At 58.2% G+C, this 19,970-nt stretch carries 22 protein-coding genes; 7 read left to right on the top strand and 15 right to left on the bottom strand.

All coding sequences use genetic code 11. The features are described from left to right. Positions 1 to 64: 64 nt before the first annotated feature. A complete protein-coding gene (locus tag FMN63_RS09895; RefSeq protein WP_148583809.1) occupies positions 65 to 679 on the bottom strand; it encodes a GNAT family N-acetyltransferase in 615 nt (204 codons plus the stop codon). A gap of 234 nt (positions 680 to 913) precedes the next feature. Here FMN63_RS09895 and FMN63_RS09890 point away from each other — a divergent pair, with 234 nt between their 5' ends. The 3 genes from FMN63_RS09890 to FMN63_RS09880 all read left to right on the top strand — a co-directional run bounded on the left by FMN63_RS09890 (position 914) and on the right by FMN63_RS09880 (position 4,115). After that, complete coding sequence (locus FMN63_RS09890) at positions 914 to 2,248, top strand: extracellular solute-binding protein (protein ID WP_148583808.1); 1,335 nt, start codon at positions 914 to 916, stop codon at positions 2,246 to 2,248. A gap of 140 nt (positions 2,249 to 2,388) precedes the next feature. Beyond that, positions 2,389 to 3,285, top strand: a complete 897-nt coding sequence (locus tag FMN63_RS09885) for a carbohydrate ABC transporter permease (RefSeq protein WP_148583807.1) — start codon at positions 2,389 to 2,391, stop codon at positions 3,283 to 3,285. Further along, on the top strand, positions 3,282 to 4,115 hold the full coding sequence (locus FMN63_RS09880; RefSeq protein ID WP_148583806.1) for a carbohydrate ABC transporter permease: 834 nt from the start codon (positions 3,282 to 3,284) through the stop codon (positions 4,113 to 4,115). Before FMN63_RS09885 ends, FMN63_RS09880 begins: the two co-directional genes overlap by 4 nt. A gap of 347 nt (positions 4,116 to 4,462) precedes the next feature. Here the strand turns inward: FMN63_RS09880 and FMN63_RS09870 are convergent, their stop codons facing one another. From FMN63_RS09870 to FMN63_RS09850, 7 genes are all read right to left on the bottom strand, one after another. Beyond that, positions 4,463 to 5,389, bottom strand: coding sequence for an SMP-30/gluconolactonase/LRE family protein (locus tag FMN63_RS09870; protein WP_148583805.1), 927 nt, complete (start codon positions 5,387 to 5,389; stop codon positions 4,463 to 4,465). Then, positions 5,389 to 5,568 (bottom strand): hypothetical protein, encoded by a 180-nt coding sequence (locus FMN63_RS29645; protein ID WP_205513947.1) that lies wholly within the window; start codon positions 5,566 to 5,568, stop codon positions 5,389 to 5,391. The genes FMN63_RS09870 and FMN63_RS29645 overlap by 1 nt, the downstream gene beginning before the upstream one ends. A gap of 108 nt (positions 5,569 to 5,676) precedes the next feature. Further along, positions 5,677 to 6,117, bottom strand: coding sequence for a cytochrome b561 domain-containing protein (locus FMN63_RS29640; protein WP_205513945.1), 441 nt, complete (start codon positions 6,115 to 6,117; stop codon positions 5,677 to 5,679). Continuing rightward, the gene (locus FMN63_RS29390) at positions 6,114 to 6,266 is read right to left on the bottom strand and encodes a hypothetical protein (RefSeq protein WP_153297097.1); all 153 of its coding nucleotides are present in this window, start codon (positions 6,264 to 6,266) and stop codon (positions 6,114 to 6,116) included. The genes FMN63_RS29640 and FMN63_RS29390 overlap by 4 nt, the downstream gene beginning before the upstream one ends. Positions 6,267 to 6,377: 111 nt before the next feature. Beyond that, a complete protein-coding gene (locus FMN63_RS09860; RefSeq protein WP_148583804.1) occupies positions 6,378 to 7,427 on the bottom strand; it encodes a substrate-binding domain-containing protein in 1,050 nt (349 codons plus the stop codon). Between the two features lie 23 nt (positions 7,428 to 7,450). Then, complete coding sequence (locus tag FMN63_RS09855; RefSeq protein WP_148583803.1) at positions 7,451 to 8,473, bottom strand: ABC transporter permease; 1,023 nt, start codon at positions 8,471 to 8,473, stop codon at positions 7,451 to 7,453. A gap of 11 nt (positions 8,474 to 8,484) precedes the next feature. After that, positions 8,485 to 9,993, bottom strand: a complete 1,509-nt coding sequence (locus FMN63_RS09850) for a sugar ABC transporter ATP-binding protein (protein ID WP_148583802.1) — start codon at positions 9,991 to 9,993, stop codon at positions 8,485 to 8,487. A 152-nt stretch (positions 9,994 to 10,145) separates the two neighbouring features. Here FMN63_RS09850 and FMN63_RS09845 point away from each other — a divergent pair, with 152 nt between their 5' ends. Further along, positions 10,146 to 11,156: a LacI family DNA-binding transcriptional regulator gene (locus tag FMN63_RS09845; RefSeq protein WP_286192577.1), complete on the top strand. Its 1,011-nt coding sequence runs from the start codon at positions 10,146 to 10,148 to the stop codon at positions 11,154 to 11,156. Positions 11,157 to 11,167: 11 nt separating this feature from the next. Here FMN63_RS09845 and FMN63_RS09840 read toward each other — a convergent pair whose 3' ends face one another. The 5 genes from FMN63_RS09840 to FMN63_RS09820 all read right to left on the bottom strand — a co-directional run bounded on the left by FMN63_RS09840 (position 11,168) and on the right by FMN63_RS09820 (position 14,768). Further along, positions 11,168 to 12,184: a LacI family DNA-binding transcriptional regulator gene (locus tag FMN63_RS09840; RefSeq protein ID WP_286192576.1), complete on the bottom strand. Its 1,017-nt coding sequence runs from the start codon at positions 12,182 to 12,184 to the stop codon at positions 11,168 to 11,170. A gap of 103 nt (positions 12,185 to 12,287) precedes the next feature. Further along, a complete protein-coding gene (locus tag FMN63_RS09835) occupies positions 12,288 to 12,620 on the bottom strand; it encodes a putative quinol monooxygenase (RefSeq protein WP_148583800.1) in 333 nt (110 codons plus the stop codon). After that, positions 12,617 to 13,504, bottom strand: coding sequence for an NAD(P)-dependent oxidoreductase (locus tag FMN63_RS09830; protein ID WP_148583799.1), 888 nt, complete (start codon positions 13,502 to 13,504; stop codon positions 12,617 to 12,619). The genes FMN63_RS09835 and FMN63_RS09830 overlap by 4 nt, the downstream gene beginning before the upstream one ends. Further along, entirely contained in the window at positions 13,501 to 14,001 is a 501-nt protein-coding gene (locus FMN63_RS09825) for a gluconokinase (protein ID WP_148583798.1), read from the bottom strand. The genes FMN63_RS09830 and FMN63_RS09825 overlap by 4 nt, the downstream gene beginning before the upstream one ends. After that, the gene (locus FMN63_RS09820; RefSeq protein ID WP_148583797.1) at positions 14,001 to 14,768 is read right to left on the bottom strand and encodes an SDR family oxidoreductase; all 768 of its coding nucleotides are present in this window, start codon (positions 14,766 to 14,768) and stop codon (positions 14,001 to 14,003) included. Before FMN63_RS09820 ends, FMN63_RS09825 begins: the two co-directional genes overlap by 1 nt. Positions 14,769 to 14,852: 84 nt before the next feature. Here FMN63_RS09820 and FMN63_RS09815 point away from each other — a divergent pair, with 84 nt between their 5' ends. Continuing rightward, the gene (locus FMN63_RS09815; protein WP_148583796.1) at positions 14,853 to 15,800 is read left to right on the top strand and encodes a 2-hydroxyacid dehydrogenase; all 948 of its coding nucleotides are present in this window, start codon (positions 14,853 to 14,855) and stop codon (positions 15,798 to 15,800) included. Positions 15,801 to 15,807: 7 nt separating this feature from the next. Then, the gene (locus tag FMN63_RS09810) at positions 15,808 to 16,839 is read left to right on the top strand and encodes an L-idonate 5-dehydrogenase (RefSeq protein WP_148583795.1); all 1,032 of its coding nucleotides are present in this window, start codon (positions 15,808 to 15,810) and stop codon (positions 16,837 to 16,839) included. A 111-nt stretch (positions 16,840 to 16,950) separates the two neighbouring features. Here the strand turns inward: FMN63_RS09810 and FMN63_RS09805 are convergent, their stop codons facing one another. Then, entirely contained in the window at positions 16,951 to 17,367 is a 417-nt protein-coding gene (locus FMN63_RS09805; protein ID WP_148583794.1) for a GlcG/HbpS family heme-binding protein, read from the bottom strand. 1,030 nt (positions 17,368 to 18,397) lie between these two features. On the opposite strand from FMN63_RS09805, the gene FMN63_RS09800 reads away from it, so the two are divergent. Beyond that, a complete protein-coding gene (locus FMN63_RS09800; RefSeq protein ID WP_162530010.1) occupies positions 18,398 to 19,102 on the top strand; it encodes a Crp/Fnr family transcriptional regulator in 705 nt (234 codons plus the stop codon). Between the two features lie 192 nt (positions 19,103 to 19,294). Here the strand turns inward: FMN63_RS09800 and FMN63_RS09795 are convergent, their stop codons facing one another. Next, a complete protein-coding gene (locus FMN63_RS09795) occupies positions 19,295 to 19,906 on the bottom strand; it encodes a LysE family translocator (protein ID WP_148583792.1) in 612 nt (203 codons plus the stop codon). Positions 19,907 to 19,970 lie beyond the last annotated feature (64 nt).

Here is a 19,970-nt window from a genome sequence, read left to right as displayed (position 1 = left end):
ACCCGCTGCATCCGGCAATAGCTCGGGCCGGTTACGGAAAAACCTGTTGTCACGACAGGCTGGTTCAGCGGCCAAGACGGCGGGCAAAAAGCACGTGGTCGTCGCGGCTGATGTCTTCAAAGCCGAGGTGGCTGTAGAAGCCTTTCGCCCGCTCGTTCTGCGGATGAAGTCCCAGATGAACACCCGGCGCTCCGGCTTTCGCCAGCGCATCAAGCACCGTGTTGATCATCCTGCGGCCCCACCCGGAAGACTGTGCGTCCGGCAGAATGTTGATGTGGAGATGGGCAGGATAGTCCGCCAGCAGCCATTGCTGCGTTTTTTCCGGATGGTTGATCCGATGCAGGGCCTTTGCATCATCGCGCAGCGTCGGCGTCATATCCGCCACGATGCGGCGAATGTCCGGCCACCAGTGATGCTCCAGCTCTTCCTCGAAACGCGCGGTGTCCGGCGCTCCGAGAACGTAGCCGATCGTTCGCCCGTTCTCGACAAGAACGAAAGCACATCCCGGTTCGAACCTGAAATAGGGCACCGACCAGATGTAGCCCGGCAGACGCTTGTCGCTGAAAAACGCGCTCCCGTCGCCGCCACCATCGGCGGTCTTCAGACAGATGTCGAAGAGGGCGTCGAGGTCATCCTCGGTCGCTGGACGGATGAGGCGATCGTCAGCTGTGGCGTTCATGGTGTCATCGACCTCGTTGCCGGCTCTCGGCCAGCTCGCATCATCTATTTGGGGGGCTCAAGCCGATGCCCTCAAACCGAGGAATGCGGAAGTGCAAAAGGAATGTGGCAGAGCACTACATGAATTCGCCGGAGCGGTAAAGGTCTGGCAGAACAAGACGTTCGGCACTGTACGACAAGGCCAGGCCGATCGGGGAAGCAAGCTAATCGCAATAACAACCGGAGAGGACAACCCATGTTTAGACGTCTAATATCCTGCAGTGCGTCACCAGCAGTGCGAAGGTCAGCAGTGCTGGCCGGCGCTGCCATTATCGGCTTCAGCCTTTCGGGAATGGTCCGCGCTGAAACGCTGACGGTCTGGGACGATCATGATTCTGAATCGCGCGCAGCCGTGATGGCCGAACTGAACGGCCGGTTCAAGGAAGCTCATCCCGACATCACGCTCGATCACACGATCCGTGACTTCGCCGACCTCAACATGACCCTGAAGCTGGCGGTTTCCTCGGGCGACGGACCGGATGTCACGAAGGTCAACCAGGGCGCCGGCGCCATGGGTCTCATGGTCAAGGAACACCTCCTCGTACCAGTGGATGACTTCATCGCGGAATATGGCTGGGACAAGAACCAGTCCGAAAGCCTGCTGGCCCGTGACCGCTGGTCGGACAAAGGCGAATTCGGTGTCGGCCCGACCTACGGCATCTCCTCCCTCGCTGAAATCGTTGGGCTTTACTACAACGAAAAAGTCCTCGCTGACGCCGGTGTCGAGCTGCCGTTGAAGTCGTTCGAAGACCTCAAGGCCGCCGCAGACAAGATCAAGGAAGCCGGCAAGACACCCTTCATGATCGGCACGGCAAAGGGCCATCTGACGCTTCACATGCTCGCCGGCATCACCCAGGCGCATATCGATGCTTCGGATCGCAAGGCGCTCGACGATCTCGTTTACGGCCATGGCGGCACGTTCGACACGCCCGGCAATGTGGAATCGGCCAAGATTGTCCAGGATTGGGCACAGGACGGCTATTTCTTCAATGGCTACCAGGGTATTTCCGGCGATGATGCTGTCCAGCTCTTCGTCTCCGGCGAAGGCGCCTTCCTGATTTCGGGCACTTGGTACTTTGGTGACATGAAGGCCAATCCGGACATTCATTTCATGCCGATCCCCGGCCCCAAGGGCGTAGAGCATCCTCTCTCCGTTGGGGGTGTCGACCTTGCCTGGGCAATCACCAGCATCGCCAAGGAAGACGGCACGAAGGCGCTTGCTGGCGAATACATCAACTACATGGTGTCCGAGGATGCCGCGGTCACATGGGCAAAAGCCGGCTACCTGCCTGCTTCCTCTGTTCCTGCCGATGCGGACATCGAGGTCACACCGCTGCTGTCGGAAGGCATCAAAATCTGGAAGTCGCTCAACGAGAACAACGCGATCGGTCACTACCCGGATTGGGCGAGCCCGACCATGCTGAAGACCTTCGACGACAACACGCCGTTGCTGCTCGCCGGTCAAGAGACCCCGCAAGAGTTGATCGACAAACTCGATGCCGACTATCAGGCATACATGAAGAGCAAATGATCCTGGAACCTGCAGCCCCTCCGGCCTCGTTCAAGACCTGACCGGATCCTGCGCCAAAACCATTCCTGCCGCGTCGGTCCATCGAACGGACGCGGCGGGAGCACCCCGCCAGCAAATCGTCACTGTATTGGAACGCCTGAATGTCGCGCTCACCGCTCGATGCCAAAGTCAGCAGCAATCTCATCTTCATCCTGCCGGGACTGCTGATTTATGGATCCCTGGTTTTTGGCCCCATCATTGCGGCACTCGTTCTCAGCCTGACAAGCTGGAATGGTATCAGCGCTCCGGACTGGATCGGGTTTGGCAACTATATCAGCCTGATCGCAGACGAGGTTTTCTTCAAGTCATTGAAGAACAACGCCATCCTGATGATTTTCTACTGCGCCGTTCCGGTCTGCCTCGGTGTCGCGCTGGCCGCTCTGGTGTGGAACCTCAAACAGAAGGAGCAGCTCGCGCTGCGCACCCTGCTGTTTCTGCCCTATATCATGCCCACCGCCGTGCTCGGCATCATCTGGCACTGGCTCTACAACCCCGCCTTCGGGCCCTTCAACCAGGCGCTGAAGCTTGTCGGCCTCGGCGACTACGCCCTTCCCTGGCTCGGTGATTTCACCTTCGTTCTTCCGGCCGTCGGTATCGTCGCAAGCTGGTATTTCTTCGGCTTCTGCATGGTGCTCTTCCTGTCCGGCATGCAGAGGATCGACCCCTCTCTGTTTGAAGCCGCGAAGGTTGACGGCGCCAGGGGCATCCGGACCTTCTTCTTCATCACCTTGCCGCTGCTGCTTCCGGAGATCCGCATCGCGCTTCTGCTCACCATCATCGCCTCGATCAAGAGTTTCGACCTGATCTTCACGATGACCCGTGGCGGCCCCGCCAACGCAACGCTTGTCCCCAACATCTACATGTATCAGCTCGGCTTTCAGCTTAACCGCTATGGATATGCGGCGGCCGTCGCCATCGTTGGTGCAATCCTGATTTTCGTTGTCAATTATGCGGTCCACCGGCTGGTTCGCCCCAATCACGCAGGAGATGCGTCATGAGCCAATCGTCGGGCCTCAACACAACTGCTTGGCCGATGCGCATCATCCTGTGGCTGTTCGCGCTGATGACCGTGATCCCCTTCGGGCTCTTGATCCTGACGTCTCTGAAGAGCCGGCCGGACCTGTTGCAGGGGGCGTTCGTCCTTCCCGAATATCCCCATTTCGAGAATTACGTCAGCGCCTGGATCGACGGGCATTTCAACGTCTACTTCCAGAACTCGGTGTTCGTCGTCGTTCCGGTCGTGACCATCAGCATCGCTCTTGGAACCTTGACCGGCTTCGGCTTCGCCTTTCTCAGTTTTCCCTTCAAGCGCACGCTCTTCGTGATGATGACGATCGGCATGATGGTGCCGACAGAGGCGTTCATCATCCCGCTCTACTACGAGATGCGCTACACGGGTCTCATCAACACCTACGCAGCTTTGATCCTGCCGCAAATTGCAATGTCGATACCATTCGCGACGATCTTCATGGCAAGTGCCATGCGGCAATTGCCGCAGGAAATCCTGGAGGCGGCGGTGCTCGATGGTGCAAGGCGCAGCTATATCCTGCGCCGCGTCATCCTGCCCCTGATGGTGCCGGCAATGTCGACACTGGCGCTGTTCCTCTTCATCTGGACCTGGAACGAGTTCCTCATTCCTCTGATCCTGGTGAACGACGACAGTTTCCGAACCTTGCCCATCGGCATGCTGTTCTTCCAGGGCCGCTACACGGTGAACACGCCCGTGCTGACTGCCGGTGCGGTCATCGTGATCGCGCCGCTGATCCTCGCCTACCTGATTTTCCAGCGGAAGTTCATTTCCGGACTGACGTCGGGTGCGACCAAGTAGAGAGAACGCCGTAGCCATCGATTTTTGAGTCAGAACGCTCGGAAAACCAATGGGCAGAAGAATTCCGCCACGGAAGACATGCCCCCTGCTTTTCCAGAGCGTTCTGAGCTGGGTTGTTCCAGAGATGACCCCGTTTGCGGGAGCGAGACGCACTGGCTGCCAACGTTCTGCACCATGGCAATGACGGTCGCAAGCTGGTTCGGGATACCCGACATCGTGGCCGGTTCAGGCCTGAACGCCATTGCCCCTCAGCGTCTTCTTTCGCTTGATCCAGGGCCTGGCAAACTCCATTCGCTTTCCAGACAGACCGGGTGAAGCAAAATTCGGACGCAAGCCAGGTTGACGCGCTATCTGGAAATCCCGTTTACATTGAGAAAGACGGAATAAAGAGACGTCGTCCCGGTGATGAAAAGCCGGTTGAGCTTGGCCCCGCCGAAGCAGACGTTGCTGACGATTTCCGGGATATGCACCTTGCCGATCAAGGTCCCGCTGCTGTTCAGACAGTGAACGCCATCGGCCGCCGAGGTCCAGATGCGGCCGTCCCGGTCCAATCGAAACCCATCGAAAAAGCCGTTTGTGCAGGACGCCAGCACATCGCCCCCGCGCAAACCCCTGCCATCCTCGCTCACCTCGAACTTCCGTATGTGGGCGGGACCGTTTTTCTGGTGGGTGCCGCCAGTGTCCGCAATGAAGAGATGCTGCTCATCCGCCGAGAACGCCAGACCGTTCGGTTTGACGAAATCCGTTGCAACAGTGGTGACGTCTCCCGTCTCGGGATCCGCACGATAGACGTGACATGCGCCGATTTCGCTTTCCGCGCGGTCTCCCTCGTAATCCATCATGATCCCGTAGGAAGGATCGGTGAACCAGACCGAACCATCGGATTTCACGACGACATCGTTTGGCGAGTTGAGACGCTTTCCATTCCAGTGCGATGCGATGACGCTGATCGATCCATCATGATCTGTTCTTGTCACACGCCGCGTCTGGTGTTCGCATGAAACCAGCCGACCCTGTGTGTCGACCGTGTTGCCGTTGGCGTTGTTGGAGGGGGAGCGGAAGACCGACACGGAGCCGTCCGTCTCGTCCCACCGCATCAGCCGATTGTTGGGAATATCGGACCAGACCAGGTACCGTCCTGCTGGAAACCAGGCGGGGCCCTCCGACCAGCGAGCGCCGGTCCACAGGCGCTCCACACGCGCATGTCCGATGAAACAGTCTTCGAATTCCGGCTCGATGACTTCAAAGCCTGTGCCTTCCAAAACACCAAACATCACATATCCCGTTTCTTGCTGTAGATTGCCGCCCTTGTTGCATGAGCGGGCGTTTCGGCCCAGTTTCCCGGATGGACCGTGTCAGGTCCCCAGATCGCCTGATAGGTATCGACCGCCCAGCCTTTGCGTTGCAGCACAACCGCAGCGGCCGTCAGTCCGATCCACCAGACCAACAGCACAAGCCACATCCATCGCGGCGCATTTGTGGCCCATAGCCCGGTCCCTATTGCTCCCGTCATCATGACCAGAGCAAGGTAGCCGAAGAGTTTGTGAAAGCTTTCAAAAAGTTACCGGCGAGGTGTCATGTCGTAATGATCTCCCCGGAAAGACCCATCCGGCGCCGGGCTGGTCGGCCCACCTTTCGTGCCACGAAGCAGGCCCGACAGGGCTTGAAAGCCGCCGAGAGCAAGCAGGCAATAGCCGAAGAGACGGTGCACCTGTTCATGGCCCGTGTTCTGGCCGGATAGCAAGACCATGACGACACCCGCGGCCGACAGAACCAAAACAGTGCTTTGGCCCATCCAGTGGCAGCGCCACCACATCTTGTTGTCCAGTTCCCCGGGCCAGTTCTGCCCTGGCAGAACCTTGAGATAACGGGCAGTCAGGATCGCCAGCGGCGCGAGGATCCCCCAGCCGAGCACCATGATACGGGCGTGCCAGGACAGGGCGAGCCCGACATCGTGGGCTCTGGCCGGATCTACCGGGGAGAGCAGCCACTCCAGGATCATCCCTTGCCCACCCCCGCAATCACGTCGGAGACAACCTGCTTCGATGCTGTGAAGGTGAACAGCATCGGCAGACTGGCGAAGGCGCGCAGGAAATGGGTGGAAATGGCTTTCCGTCTGGATGAGCCACTGACAAAGCGTAATGAAGCCATTGCGTGTTCATTTCAGAAGAGCGGAGTTGGCGAGCAGATCCATGGAGTTTGAGCCGCCCGGCTTTCCAGCCGCGCGGCCCGTCTTCCAAAGTAAGTAGAGTGGGCAGGAAATTACTGTTTCCAGATGGCCGTATAGGCATCGCGATACGGCGTATCGGGATCGAAAGCAGTGCTGTCGCCCATTTTCTCCACTCCTTCCTTCGTCACAAGAGCCGGAGACGTGACATAGCCCGAGCACGGCTCGCCCTGGATTGCCCGGTTGAGTTCATCAACCAGCTGCCAACCTTGCAGGTTGAGCGGTTCCGCAACGGTGATCGCCTGATAGGCGCCGGTCTTGATGCGAAAGAAAGCCGCTTCCGAGCCATCGCCGGCCGATCCTGCCTGCGGACCGTCTTCACTGGAAACACCGGCCGCCGCCAGCGCGGGACCCATGAAGTCGAAGTAAAGGTCGTTGATGGCCAGGGCGTGGGTCCACTCGTCGCCGTATTTCTGCAGCAAGCTGGTGGTCAGCGGCCCCATGCGGCTTGAGGTATCGGCGATCGGCGTATCGACATATTCAAGCACCTTGCCGCCGCCGGCCTCGATTGTTTCCTTGATACGGTCTGCCTTGTCGATGGCGATCTGGTAAGTGGAATCGGTGAAGATGACCGCACCTATATCCTTGCCGCCGTCTTCAAGCGCCCAGTTGGCAGCAACTTCCGATACCGCCATGGCGTCGGTCGACACATTGGCAAAGATCCCGCCCGGCGCGTCGCAACCGATCTTCGGCCCGGAGTGCCAGGCGACGATGGGAATGTTCGCGGCTGCCACGTCTTCAAGCGCCGCCTGCTGTTCGACAGCATCGAAGCCGTTGATGACGATCCCGTCCGGCTGTAGCGCGAGCGCCTGACCGATGGCCGCCGTGCGGCCCTGAATGGATCCTGCTCCATCGAGAACACGAATGTTCCAGCCGATCTGGGAGGCCGCCTCCTCAACGCCCTTGGATACGCCCAGAATACCGCCGTTCTTCATGTCTGCGGCAACAACAACGATGGACTTGTCCGGCGCGGCCGCCGGACCGGTGGTCGGTCCGTCCCATGGCGTTTCGGCCATGACCGGGATCCCGGCGGTTGCCAGCATCGTCGTGGCCAGAATGATCTTCAGGAATGTACGTTTTTGCATAGTCTCCTCCATTGCATCCAACGTTACTTTTTCACCGCCCCCTTGCGGCGCTGCGCGTAACCCGCAATACCGATTGCAATCAGCAGAGTGACGCCGTTGAAGAGCGGCTCGACCCAGAATGAGCCTCCAAACTGCTGAATTCCGGAAATCCCCACTGCCAGGATCGCAACCCCGACGATGGTGCCCCAGACATTGACCCGTCCGGGCTTGATGGTTGTCGAACCGAGGAAGGCACCGACGAGCGCTGGCAGCAGGAATTCCAGACCGACGCTTGCCTGACCGATGCGGAGCTTCGATGCCAGAAGCACACCGGCGAGCGCCGTCATGGTGCCCGATGCCATGAAGGCACCGATCACATATTTCCGTGTCGGAATGCCGTTCAGATGGGCCGCGCGCTGGTTCGCACCGATGGCGTAGAGATATCGGCCAACCGGCGTATATTCGAGCATCAGCCACAGGAAGACGGTGATCGCGATCAGGTAATATCCGGTGATCGGTAGACCGAAGACAAAGGTTGTGCTGAGGGCAAAGAAGCCATCCGGCAGGACCCCCACCATTTGACGGCCCCCGGTGTGCCAGAGGGCGATCGCATAAAGAACCGTGCCCGTGCCAAGCGTCGCGATGAAGCTGTCGATCTTGGCCACTTCCACCAGAAGCCCGTTCAGGAACCCCGTGAACGCTCCGAGCAACAAGACGATCATGACCGCCATTGGCCAGGGAATCCCCAGAAGGGTCTGCAGGCTGATGGCCAGGATGTGCCAGAGCACAATGCCATAGCCGACCGTCAGATCGATCCGGCCGGCAGCCATAGGGATCATCGCTCCAAGTGACAGAAGGGCGATGATCGCCTTGTCCGAAACGATTGCCCGAAGGTTCAGGAGCGTCGGAAAGGTTCTGGGCAACAGGACCGAGAACAGCAGGATCAGCAGCAGCGTCAGAATGACGAGACCATAGACCGGCAGCAGGCGCACAAGTTTGGCGCGGGTGGTCAAGCCCCGCATTTCCGTTTTGGTCGGCTCAAGAGCGGTGGATTCAAGTGACTGCATTGTTCTTACCCTTAAGCGGCGGCAACGTTGCTGGCCGAAGCGGCCTGAATGAGGTTTTCCGTCGAGAGTTTCGCCCCTGAAAGCTCACCGACAATCGCGCCCTGGCTGAAGACGATGGCGCGCTGGCAAATCGTTGCGACTTCCTCGAAATCGGTCGAAACGAGCAGGATGCCGACCCCTTCCCGCAGCGCCTTGTTCAACAGGTCATAGATTTCCGCCTTCGCACCCACATCGACACCTGCGGTCGGATCCTCGCAGATCAGAAGCTTTCGCTTCGTCGCCAGCCAGCGAGCGATCACCACCTTTTGCTGGTTGCCGCCGGAAAGGGCCTCAATGGCGAGTGTCTGATCGTTCGGCGACAGCGCCACTTCACGGCCGATCCTTTCAGCCTCCCTGGCTTCCGTGTCCGGCGACATGAAGGAAAACAGGCTTCGGCCGACGGCCGCGGGATTGAGAAAGGTGTTTTCGCGAAGGGTCAGCGGCATGGCGACGGATTCTTCCGTTCGATCCCGCGCAACCAGCCCAATGCCGCTATCAAGTGCTGTCTTGGGAGAGCGCAAATCCGGAGCCCCGACGCCCGTGAGCTCTATTTCGCCTTCATGCGGCTCAAGGCCATAAAGCGCCCGCGCAATCGTCTCGTGTCCAGCCCCGCGCAAACCCACAAGGCCGACGATTTCGTTGCGATGGAGTGTAAAGTCAACCGGCCCAGCCACCCGGGTCGCCAGACCTTTTACGGACAGGACCGGTGCTCCGGGCGTCTCCGTCAGCTTGGTGACCTGCCGGGTCTTACGACCAACGATCATGTGAACCAGTTCTTCGGCGTTCGTGTGCTGGATCGCACGGACCCCGACGAGTTCACCGTCTCTCAGAACCGCCACGCGGTCGGCGATCTGGAAGATCTCATCGAGCCGGTGGGAGACGTAAATCATGCCAACTCCGGCATCCCGCAGCGGTCGCAGGGCTTCGAACAAACGCGCAACCTCATCCGCCGGCAGCGACGCCGTCGGCTCGTCAAGCACCAGGAAGTCACTATCGACGGCCAGCGCGCGGGCAATCGCCACGAGCGATTTTTCCGTGCGGGAGAGATCCTGTACGCGTGTGGAGGGACAAAAATCACAGCCAACTTTCAGGAGGGCCTCCGCAGCAAACGCCTCGGCGTCCTGCCAGTCGATCAGGCCGAACCTTTTCTTGAAGCCGAGCGCCAGCGACATGTTCTCGGCAACGGTCATCCATTCGATCATGCCGAGGTCCTGATGGATGAAGGCAACCGCCTGGTGCTGGCCGAAGCCGCCTGGCCGATGCTCGTAAGGTTCACCGTTGATCAGCACGCGGCCGGCATCCGGCTTGTGAATGCCCCCGAGAATTTTGATGAGTGTCGACTTACCGGCGCCGTTTTCACCCAGAAGCGCGACGATCTCGCCTCGGTCGACTGCCAACGAAACGTCCCGGACGGCATAAGTTCCGCCGAAATGCTTCTGAATGCCGTCGAAAAACAGACGGTTTTTCAGATTACCTGCCACTGTGTTCCTCCCAGTCGTCACCGGTCTCTCGCAGTACGCCTCCTCCACAAGGCAAGGATTGAGTTACCGGTAACGTAGAGATATCATCCGTCCGGAAAACACGAAAGTCAACGAAAAAGTTATCGATAACTTTTTGTGACGCGGAATGTATTTTGAGCAATAAAAACAAAAAGATAAGCCTGTCTGAAGTTGCCGAGGCAGCGGGTGTCTCGAAAATGACGGCCAGTCGCGTCCTCAGAAATGAAGGCGGGTTCTCGGAGCAGACCAGGGAAAGGGTTCTGGCTGAGGTCACACGTCTGGGATACCTGCCGAACCGCCTTGCCACCGTCTTCTCCGGCGACCAGAAATCCACCTTCATCGGCGTCAGCATTCCAGACCTCGGCAACGAGGTCTTCACGCATGTTCTGGAAGGCATCGACAGGAAGCTTTGCTCTTTCGGGCATCAGACCGTTCTGGGCATGACACAGCGTGCAGCGGGCGAAGAAGAAAAATGGATTGAAACAGTTCTCGCCTGGCAACCTGCAGGACTGATCCTGACAGGCAGAGCTCATACGAACCGCTCGCTTCAGCTCCTGGAAAACGCAAAAATTCCTGTCGTCGAAATCTGGGATTTGAACTCAAGCCCGTTCGACATGTGCGTCGGCCTCAACCATTTTGACAGCGGTTACCAGATGGGCCGGTATTTGCTTACCAAGGGCTACACCCGGCTCGGCTATGTCGGCACCTCTCACGACGCGGCAAATGCGGCCGCCGCTCGCCTCAACGGTTTCGACCGCGCGATAGCCGACGGCTCGGCTTCTCTGAAGAAGCAGCTTCTCTTGAAGGACGTTCCCGGATTTTACACCGGTTACTACGGCATCGAACAACTGCTCTCCGGCGCTCCGGAAACCGAGGTCGTGTTTTTCCAGAATGACAATATGGCCGTTGGAGCAATCCACTTCTGCGAAATTCAGAAGATTTCGGTGCCCAAGGATCTCGGCATTGCCGGCTGGGGCGAACTTCCCATCGCTTCCGTACTTCCCTACCGGCTGACCACCATGCAGGTGAACCACTTGCGGATCGGCCAGATCGCCTCTGAAAAACTTCTGATGCGTATCAATGGCGACAGCGCCAGGAAAGTCACGGATGTGGGGTTCCGGCTCATTGAAGGGGAAACTGTTTGAGCCCGACGCGCCTAGGCAGTCGATCCACCCACACTCAAGTTCGGCTCAATCGCAACATGAACAGGGTCGCTTTCTTTCTCGCCCTCACCCCTGAGCAACGAGACAATCAATTCACCAGCTCGCCGGCCGATATCAGCGGGGTGAGGATCAATCGTGGTGAGGGTGGGCAGGCAGATCGAGGAAATGTCATAGGCACCGAAGCCGGCTATGGCGATGTCTTCGGGAACCTTCATGCCCCTGCGCGCGCATTCCGTTAACGCCCCGAAGGCGGAAAGATCGGAAACGCAAATGACCGCTTCCGTGTCCGGAAAGTCCTGCAGGAGCCTGGCCATGGCGTCGGACCCCTCGCGCATGGAAATGGGCGGCTCGCCCGCTCCGATCAGACGTTCCGTCGACAAGCCCTGGTCCGACATTGCCTGGATGAACCCGCGGCGGCGGTCTGCACCGCGCGTGTCGCCGTCCGTGTCGCCGCCGATGAAGGCAATGCGCTTTCGCCCCGTCCCGACCAGGTGGCGGACCAGATCATGCATCGTGGCGGCATTGGAAAAGCCAACCACATGCCCGATCGGTTTCTCGGGCAGGTCCCATGTTTCAACAACCGGGATATTGGCTCTCGCGAGCAACTGCCGGGTCCGGTCGGTATGCCGCCCTCCCGTCAGAACGATGGCTTCCGGACGACGCCGGAGGAACTGCTCGACGATCTCTTCTTCTTTTTGGATGTCGTAATTGCTGTAGCCGAGGAGGACCTGCAAGTCGGCCAGCTTGAGGCTTTCCGACAAAGCCCCAACCGTGTCGGCAAAATTGGCGTTGTTGATCGAAGGGATGGACACGGCAACAAAACCGGTGCGCTGCGAGCGCAGGTTGGCCGCCGTGCTGTCGAACACATAGCCGAGGTCTTCGGCGATCTGCAAAATACGTTTCCGCGTTTTCTCCCCCACGGACGCATGCTGTTTGAAGGCGCGGCTGACGGTCATCACGGAGACGCCCGCCTTGTCCGCCACATCCTTCATCGTCACCGTTCGCTGCATGCTGATCCACCTTTGTCCATGCGATTACATACGCAAATCGCGTTGGCATCCGCAATTGCCGGAGACACCGCCCGGGAATTTCAAACAGATCAATTTTGAAGGCTTATCCTTCGTATTGGTTTGCCTCGGTGACGTGATGATGAATTCGCCCGTCGAAAAACTCAGCGACAATTTCCCCTGTCACGTCCCGAGATCTGCTGCGAGCATCGCTGCCGAGGGCGTTTTCCATCGCCGCCCGGTCCGGATAGGTGATCGCCAACATCAGCGGAAATTCCGGGGCGCCTTCGTCGCGCTCCTCCCCGAACATCACTCTGACATCGCTGTTACCGGGAAATTGCCGCCAGAGCGGCACCAGCCGGTCCTTCACGGCCGCCCGGAAATCCTCCGTCCTGCCAGGCTTTATGCTGCCTTCGAAAAGCGCGAAACGGGTGATCATTTGAAGTTCTCCTTGTCGGGACCCTTGAAATATTCCATCAGCGCAGCCTGGTCCTCGCCGCCCAAACCTGCTGCTGTGAGCATTCTGTGAACTTCGGCGCAGACAGCCGTCAGCGGCATGGCGGTGTGGGTTTTCCGCGCCAGATCCTGTGCGCCGTTCAGGTCTTTCACCATGTTGTCGATACGGCCTGTGCGCCGGTAGTCGCGCGACACGAAACGGGGCATGTATTCCTGCAGGATCGCGCTGTCCGCGCGCCCCCCCTTCAGTGCCGTCGGTATCTTCGCGGCATCGACGCCCGCATCAAGCGCGAGCTGCGTTGCTTCGGCCACCGCCAGAAAGCCAAGGCCACACAGCACCTGGTTGATCAGCTTGGTGGTCTGGCCCGCCCCGACCGGTCCCATGTGGGTATAGTTGGAGCTGACGAACTTCAGGACGTTGAGCGCGTCTGCGACATCTTTTTCCGAACCGCCTGCCATCAGCGTCAACTCGCCGACAAGCGCCTTGGGCGCACCTCCTGAAAGCGGACTGTCCACCCAGCGCAAGCCCCGCTCCTCTGCCTTTGCGGCCAGTTCCCGGGTTGCACCGGGATCGATAGACGACATGTCGATAATCAGAGTTCCCGGACGGGCGCCATCGGCAACCCCGTTTTCCGCAAAAACCGCATTGTCCACGATGCGCGGCGCGTTGAGGCTTGTGATGACATAGTCGGCCCCGGAGGCAGCTTCCGCAGCAGAAGCGGCGCTGACGGCGCCTTTTGCAACGAGCGCCGAGACCCTTTCCGGGTCAAGGTCAAAGACGCGAAGAGTGTTGCCCGTTTCCGCAAGGCGTGTTCCGATCGCTCCGCCCATGGCTCCGGCGCCGATCAACGCCACGTTTACGCTCATGCGATTTCCCTCCGAATGGATGTCACCAGTGCCGCCACGATCTGGTCCGGCGTTTGGTCGATTGAAACGACGAAAGCGAGCTCGTCCGGTCCCGGCGGCTCAAGCGTCTCGAGCTGGCTGTCCAGCAATGCCGTTGGCATGAAATGCCCCTCCCTGTGCGCCATCCGCTCGCGCAGCAGTTCAGGCGTTCCCTGAAGAAACAGGAACGTCACTGGACGGTGCGCATACGCGATGATCCGCTCACGATAGCTTCGCTTCAGCGCCGAGCAGGCGATGAAGGTCACTTCCGAAACATCCCGCAGGGCTTCCCCGACCTGTGCCAGCCATGGCAGCCGGTCGGCGTCGGTCAACGGAATCCCTTCGCTCATCTTGACGATGTTTTCCTGCGGATGAAGGTCGTCGCCATCGATGAACCGGCCGCCGACAGCCTCTGCCAGTTTCCTGCCGATCTGGGACTTGCCGCAGCCCGAGACGCCCATGACAACAAAAACCGGCATCACAGGCACGCCGATATGCCGCCGTCCACGAAGATTGTGGTTCCGTTGACGAAGGAGGACGCGTCGGACGACAGGAAGATGCAGGTGCCGACCAGTTCCTCGACCTTGCCCCATCTGCCTGCCGGTGTCCGTTTTTCCAGCCAGGCGCTGAAGTCGGGATCGCTAACCAGTGCCGCATTCAAAGGCGTATCGAAATATCCCGGGGCGAGGCCATTGCATTGCAGCCCGTATTTTGCCCAGTCCGTCGCCATGCCTTTGGTCAGATTTGCAACCGCCCCCTTGGTCGCCGTGTAGGGCGCAATTCCCGGACGCGCGAGTGCCGTCTGCACCGAGCAGATGTTGACGATCTTGCCGGCTCCGCGCTTGATCATGTGACGAGCAACCGCCTGCCCGACATGAAAGACAGAGGCAATGTTCGTTTGCATGAGGCGCTCGAACGCGTCTGCCGGAAAGTCCTCCAGAGGCGTTCTGTGCTGCATGCCGGCGTTGTTGACCAGAATGTCGATGCCACCCGTCGAGGTTTCGAAACTGTCCACTGCGCTGCGCACAGCCTCATGGTCGGTCACGTCGAAGACCAGTTCCGCGACGGTCATCCCTTCGGCACGCAGTCCGTCCGCCGCACTCTTGAGTTTTTCCGGATCCCGGCCGTTCAGCACTATGTCGGCACCGGCCCCCGCAAGGCCGCGGGCAAGGGCCAGACCAATCCCTTGCGAAGAACCGGTGATCAGGGCCCGCTTACCGGACAGGTCAAACAGGGCAAGGCTCATGCGGGCTTCCTTTTCAGATGGCGATTGACAGCTCCCTTCGTTATGTTATCGATAACAAATGTTGTCAAGTCTCGGAGCCCCAAAATGAGCAAACCTGACATTCTCCAGATCGGCCCTTACCCCGAATGGGATCAGGTCCCGCTGGAGGCCGGCTTTACCATGCACAAATATTTCGAAGCACCGGATAAAATTGCTTTTCTCTCTTCGGTCAGTGAGCGCATTCGCGGAATAGCGACACGCGGCGAGCTCGGAGCAGACCGGGCGCTGATAGAGGCTTGCCCAAACCTGGAAATCATCTCGGTCTATGGCGTCGGTTTCGATGCGGTTGATCTGGACGCCTGCCGGGAGCGCGGCATCCGGGTGACCAACACACCGGATGTTCTGACCAACGACGTGGCCGATCTCGGTGTTGCAATGATGCTCGTCCAGTCGCGCGGCATGATCGGTGCAGAAAACTGGGTCCGTGACGGAAGCTGGGCCGCGAAGGGTCTGTATCCGCTCAAAAATCGTGTCTGGGGCAAGAGAGCAGGCGTACTCGGCCTGGGCAGGATCGGCTTTGAGGTCGCCAAGCGTCTTGCCGGGTTTGATCTCGACATTGCCTATTCGGGCGTCACGGCCAAGGATTACGCACCTGACTGGGAGTTCGTCGCCGATCCGGTTGAGCTCGCCCGCAGGTCCGACTTTCTGTTCGTGACGCTTGCTGCATCGGCGCAAACCCGTCACATCGTCAACAGGCAGGTGATCGACGCAGTCGGGCCGGATGGCATGATCATCAATATCAGCCGGGCATCGAATATCGACGAAGACGCTCTTCTGGACGCCCTTGAGACCGGACGACTTGGGTCGGCGGCGCTTGATGTGTTCGAAGGAGAACCCGCGCTGAACCCACGCTTCCTGAAACTGGACAACGTTCTGCTGCAGCCGCACCACGCTTCAGGAACATTCGAAACGAGAAAGGCCATGGGCCAACTCGTTCGGGACAATCTGTCCGCGCATTTCGCCGGCAAAACCCTTCAAACTCCTGTTCTGTGAGGCAGTCATGAAGTCTATCGTCATTCACGCTGCCAAAGACCTGCGCATTGAAGAGCGCGAGGCAGAACAGCCCGGAGCCGGCGAAGTTCAAGTCAAGCTGTCCGCCGGCGGCATCTGCGGCTCGGACCTGCACTATTTCAACCACGGCGGCTTCGGGCCGGTGCGGCTGAAAGAACCGATGATCCTCGGGCATGAAGTTTCCGGTCACATCACTGCACTCGGGGAAGGTGTGTCGGGCCTTGCGCTTGGACAACTCGTTGCCATTTCACCGTCGAGGCCCTGCCGGCAATGCCGTTTCTGCAACGAAGGCTCCTTTAACCAGTGTCTCAACATGCGCTTTTACGGAAGCGCCATGCCGTTTCCGCACATTCAAGGCGCCTTTCGCGAAGTCCTGGTTGCCGATGCCCTCCAGTGCGCACCCGCCGATGGCCTGACACCAGGCGAAGCCGCAATGGCCGAACCGTTGGCGGTCTGCCTGCACGCGACGCGGCAGGCCGGAAGTCTCTTGGGCAAGTCCGTTCTCGTGACGGGCTGTGGCCCGATCGGCATCTTGTGCATCGTTGCTGCCCGCAGAGCCGGAGCGGACTTCATCGTAGCAACGGATCTGAGTGACTTCACACTCGAGATGGCCAGGACCGCAGGTGCGGATAAAACGGTGAACATGGCAGCCGCCCCTTCGGACCTGGAGCGCTTTTCCGCTGACAAGGGCACCTTCGACGTCCTTTACGAATGTTCCGGCGCGGCTCCTGCCCTTTCAGCGGGCATTGCAGCGATGCGGCCGGGCGGCACCATTATTCAATTGGGCTTGGGCGGCGATATGTCAGTCCCCATGATGGCGCTGACGTCCAAGGAGCTCTGCCTGAAGGGATCCTTCCGTTTTCATGAGGAATTCTTCACCGGTGTCAGCCTGATGCAAAAGGGGTTGATTGACGTCAAACCCTTCATAACGCAGACCTTTCCACTGAACGATGCCATTAAGGCGTTCGAAACTGCAGGGGACCGGTCCAGGTCCGTCAAGGCCCAGATTGCCTTTGCTTGAGGCTCGACCACATGAAAGAGGCGGAGTGCTTTTGTCCTCCGCCTTCATCGCTTTCAACCAGGTCGCCGGATCACAGGGCAATAAACTGGCACATTCCCTGAGAAGCCATTTTCAAAGGTCCGCCCCAATGGCCGCAAGACCGGCTCGCGCAACTTCAGTGTCCTGATCGCCGCTGCCGGACCCCACTCCGATCCCTCCAAGGATCTGCCCTTCCACAATGATAGGCAATCCTCCTTCCAGACCGGTGACGTTTCCTTCAGTTGCCAGGCCAATCAAAGGACGAACGGCTTCCGGAATGGAAGACGTTCTTGCCCCGATGGAGGCCGCTGTCCGCGCCTTGGCCGTCGCGCTTTTCAGGCTCAGGAATTTTGCGCCGGACATCCGGATCTCAGCCTGCGTCACACCGCTCGCATCGACGATGACGACGCATTGCGGCTGGCCGATTTCTTCAGCCTTTTCAACCGCTGCAACAAGCATCGCAAGAGCGCCGCGGTGAGTAAGCCGCCTTGTGGTTTCAACCAGTTCCATGAAATGCCTTTCGGAAAAGTTATCGATAACATATTGAAGCGACTATGCTCGACAATCAATCACTCATGGCATGCATTTCCGGTAATCATTTCGGAAAACGGCTCAGTGGATCTCCTGCTCCACGCGCGATAGCAGCATTTCGCTCCTGCCATCGCGGCAAAATACCAACCGGAAGATCTTCTTCACCCGGCGGCATGGTGGACACCGTCCGAACATCAGAACCGAAGCACCGAGACGCAGCGTCATCGGTGCTTCAGTCGTTTCTTGCTCCGTCACCGCGTGGAAAATGGCGGAAAATCCGGCTCCACGCTGAGGCCGCTTAAACGGCGCGCATCAGAGCGACAGTTTCACTGCCTGCCAGTCTGGTTGAGGCCGATGATATGGCGCTCGGTGTTTCAACTGCTGACGCTCCCGTATACAGATTGTAGCTTACACTTCTGTAGCACATGGAAGTTGCAGTCTTCTGCGCGACCTGCAGTTCGGTCACACCGTCGTGACGGCATCCACGATAAACGAGATCGCAAGGAGCAAGCGATTCTGCGAGCCTCGCCCCATCGTGGACAACACTGCGATAGATTAGATAACTCATAGAAATAATCCCTTCTAAATCAATCTTTCCAACATATGACGCAGAGGAATATTCCTGATAATTGACCCGAAGTTATGTGAACCAATTCACACATGCAGAAATTTTTCTGAAATTTCCTCCGCTCTAACCTCAAAAGGCACTTGCAACAGAGATCGAATATTACCCATCATACTGAGCGGAAGCTGGAGGTGCTCCTATTTCGGCCGCACCTCATGTGTCTGGAACGAATTTTCTGAAAGAAGGAGAAACCAGTCAGATCGCACTATTTCCAAAAATCACCTACGTAATACACTAGGTGAATTACATTCGATTTCTATCCATGTGACGCCACACATCTTTCCTTGTCTATTCTTTGGGCTTCCAGCGACCTGGAAGTTCAATCAAGACATTCCTTTCGATTAATAACTTCGGCACATGCTGGCAATCCGATTGAGGCATCCCATGCTGAGAGACGTCATTCGAGAGTGTTATCTTTTTTCAAATATTGATGAAGGCAGTCTGGATCTGCTTTCCCGCTTGAGCACCATCGCTCGTTACGAGGCGGAGCGCTCAATCTTCGCAGCCGGGGACGAACCGGATGGACTTCGCGTCATCATTTCAGGCTCCATCCGCATATGGATCTCGGATGCGGAAGGCCGTGAACTGACCCTCGCGCTTTTGGAACAAGGCGATCCATTTGGCGAAATCTCGGTTCTGGACAAACTGCCGCGTACCGCGAACGCAACTGCTCTCGAAAAATCCGAGTGTCTTTTCCTGCCCACGGATGCGATGGAAATCGCGCTGGATAACAGCCCGCAATTTGCCCATCACCTCATCCAGCTCTTGTGTGAAATCCTGCGCCGCAACACGGAAGCGATGGGGTCTTTCGCCTTTCTTGGCCTTGACGGGCGGCTTGCTCAAAAACTCCTGGATCTCGCAATGACGTACGCGGAACAGAAAGACGATGGTGCCTATTTCAAACGAAAATTTTCACAGAACGAGCTGGCACACATGCTGGGCGTTACAAGAGAAGCGCTCAACAAGAGGCTCAACGCCCTTGCACACGATGGGATGATCACGCTGACAAACGGACTGATCTCGATACCCGACGTGAAAGCCTTGGCAACACGCGCAAGTGCCGCCGAAAGGCTCAATCGCGGGCAATGATGTCCGTCAGTCTTTCCGCGTTGGTGACAGAGCTTTGCGAGTCCCCGCAGACTGGATTGCGAGAAGCTCGTATCCCGTACAAATTTTTGCTTTCGAACAATTAACTTGGCCACCGCCATTATTCGACAGCCAGAAAAAAATCCGATCCGTCCCAAATAGCCCGACGGTCGACCGGCGTAAATTCTTCCTGTGCTAGATGAGCTTCAGGAAAACGAGCGCGCCCATGATCAACAGTGTCGTCCCGGAAACGCAATTCACAACGTTGGCAATGCCCTTGTGAACCGACAACACTCTTGTGGCTGCCATCCAGGGAATGAGACCGCAGGCCGAGGAAAGCAGGATCACGGGGACGCATAAAATCAGGGTGGTCGCGTAGGACTTGTCCGTCATTTGGAGCAGGAACCCGGGAAAAAGGGCAACGAAAAACATGAGAGCAAGAGGGTTCGCCAAACCGATCCACGCTCCCTTTGCCGCATAATGGGTGAAGCGGAAAGCAGGTGCCTGCTCCATCTTACTGAATTTCATTTCCCGCAATATACTGAAACCAAAATAGGCAAGGATAAGTCCGCCGGCCAACTGCATGGCGTGAATGAAAAAAGGACTGACCTCCAGCAGTCCAACTGCAAACAGAATTGCCAACAGCACCCAGACGAGTTCTGCAAAAAGGATGCCGGCAAGTGAAGCAACGCCGCCCAGAAAACCTGAGCGGGTTGTCGCGGCGCTAACGAAGGCAACGTTCTGCCCGGGCGCTATCGACGCAGCAAAATTTGTCGCTGCAAGAGCGAACCATATTTCGGTAGACATTTTTCCTCCCAGTTTTGGGAGTGTCGTACCAAAAATTTCCGTTACGTTATGTGAACCTGTTCAC

Source organism: Stappia sp. BW2 (assembly GCF_008107695.1).
Lineage (GTDB): Bacteria > Pseudomonadota > Alphaproteobacteria > Rhizobiales > Stappiaceae > Roseibium.
Note: the sequence above shows the minus strand (reverse complement) of the source record. Positions and strands in the feature narration are given on the sequence as shown.

Excerpts from the sequence above, each read along its gene's own strand:
- FMN63_RS09800 (WP_162530010.1), top strand. The coding sequence starts at position 18,398 with ATGCTGAGAGACGTCATTCGAGAGTGTTATCTTTTTTCAAATATTGAT.
- FMN63_RS09890 (WP_148583808.1), top strand. The coding sequence starts at position 914 with ATGTTTAGACGTCTAATATCCTGCAGTGCGTCACCAGCAGTGCGAAGG.
- FMN63_RS29640 (WP_205513945.1), bottom strand. The coding sequence starts at position 6,117 with ATGATCCTGGAGTGGCTGCTCTCCCCGGTAGATCCGGCCAGAGCCCAC.
- FMN63_RS09870 (WP_148583805.1), bottom strand. The coding sequence starts at position 5,389 with ATGTTTGGTGTTTTGGAAGGCACAGGCTTTGAAGTCATCGAGCCGGAA.
- FMN63_RS09815 (WP_148583796.1), top strand. The coding sequence starts at position 14,853 with ATGAGCAAACCTGACATTCTCCAGATCGGCCCTTACCCCGAATGGGAT.
- FMN63_RS09885 (WP_148583807.1), top strand. The coding sequence starts at position 2,389 with ATGTCGCGCTCACCGCTCGATGCCAAAGTCAGCAGCAATCTCATCTTC.
- FMN63_RS09795 (WP_148583792.1), bottom strand. The coding sequence starts at position 19,906 with ATGTCTACCGAAATATGGTTCGCTCTTGCAGCGACAAATTTTGCTGCG.
- FMN63_RS09810 (WP_148583795.1), top strand. The coding sequence starts at position 15,808 with ATGAAGTCTATCGTCATTCACGCTGCCAAAGACCTGCGCATTGAAGAG.
- FMN63_RS09820 (WP_148583797.1), bottom strand. The coding sequence starts at position 14,768 with ATGAGCCTTGCCCTGTTTGACCTGTCCGGTAAGCGGGCCCTGATCACC.
- FMN63_RS09860 (WP_148583804.1), bottom strand. The coding sequence starts at position 7,427 with ATGCAAAAACGTACATTCCTGAAGATCATTCTGGCCACGACGATGCTG.
- FMN63_RS09830 (WP_148583799.1), bottom strand. The coding sequence starts at position 13,504 with ATGAGCGTAAACGTGGCGTTGATCGGCGCCGGAGCCATGGGCGGAGCG.
- FMN63_RS09825 (WP_148583798.1), bottom strand. The coding sequence starts at position 14,001 with ATGCCGGTTTTTGTTGTCATGGGCGTCTCGGGCTGCGGCAAGTCCCAG.
- FMN63_RS09855 (WP_148583803.1), bottom strand. The coding sequence starts at position 8,473 with ATGCAGTCACTTGAATCCACCGCTCTTGAGCCGACCAAAACGGAAATG.
- FMN63_RS09840 (WP_286192576.1), bottom strand. The coding sequence starts at position 12,184 with ATGCAGCGAACGGTGACGATGAAGGATGTGGCGGACAAGGCGGGCGTC.
- FMN63_RS09880 (WP_148583806.1), top strand. The coding sequence starts at position 3,282 with ATGAGCCAATCGTCGGGCCTCAACACAACTGCTTGGCCGATGCGCATC.
- FMN63_RS09835 (WP_148583800.1), bottom strand. The coding sequence starts at position 12,620 with ATGATCACCCGTTTCGCGCTTTTCGAAGGCAGCATAAAGCCTGGCAGG.
- FMN63_RS29390 (WP_153297097.1), bottom strand. The coding sequence starts at position 6,266 with ATGGCTTCATTACGCTTTGTCAGTGGCTCATCCAGACGGAAAGCCATT.
- FMN63_RS09895 (WP_148583809.1), bottom strand. The coding sequence starts at position 679 with ATGAACGCCACAGCTGACGATCGCCTCATCCGTCCAGCGACCGAGGAT.
- FMN63_RS09805 (WP_148583794.1), bottom strand. The coding sequence starts at position 17,367 with ATGGAACTGGTTGAAACCACAAGGCGGCTTACTCACCGCGGCGCTCTT.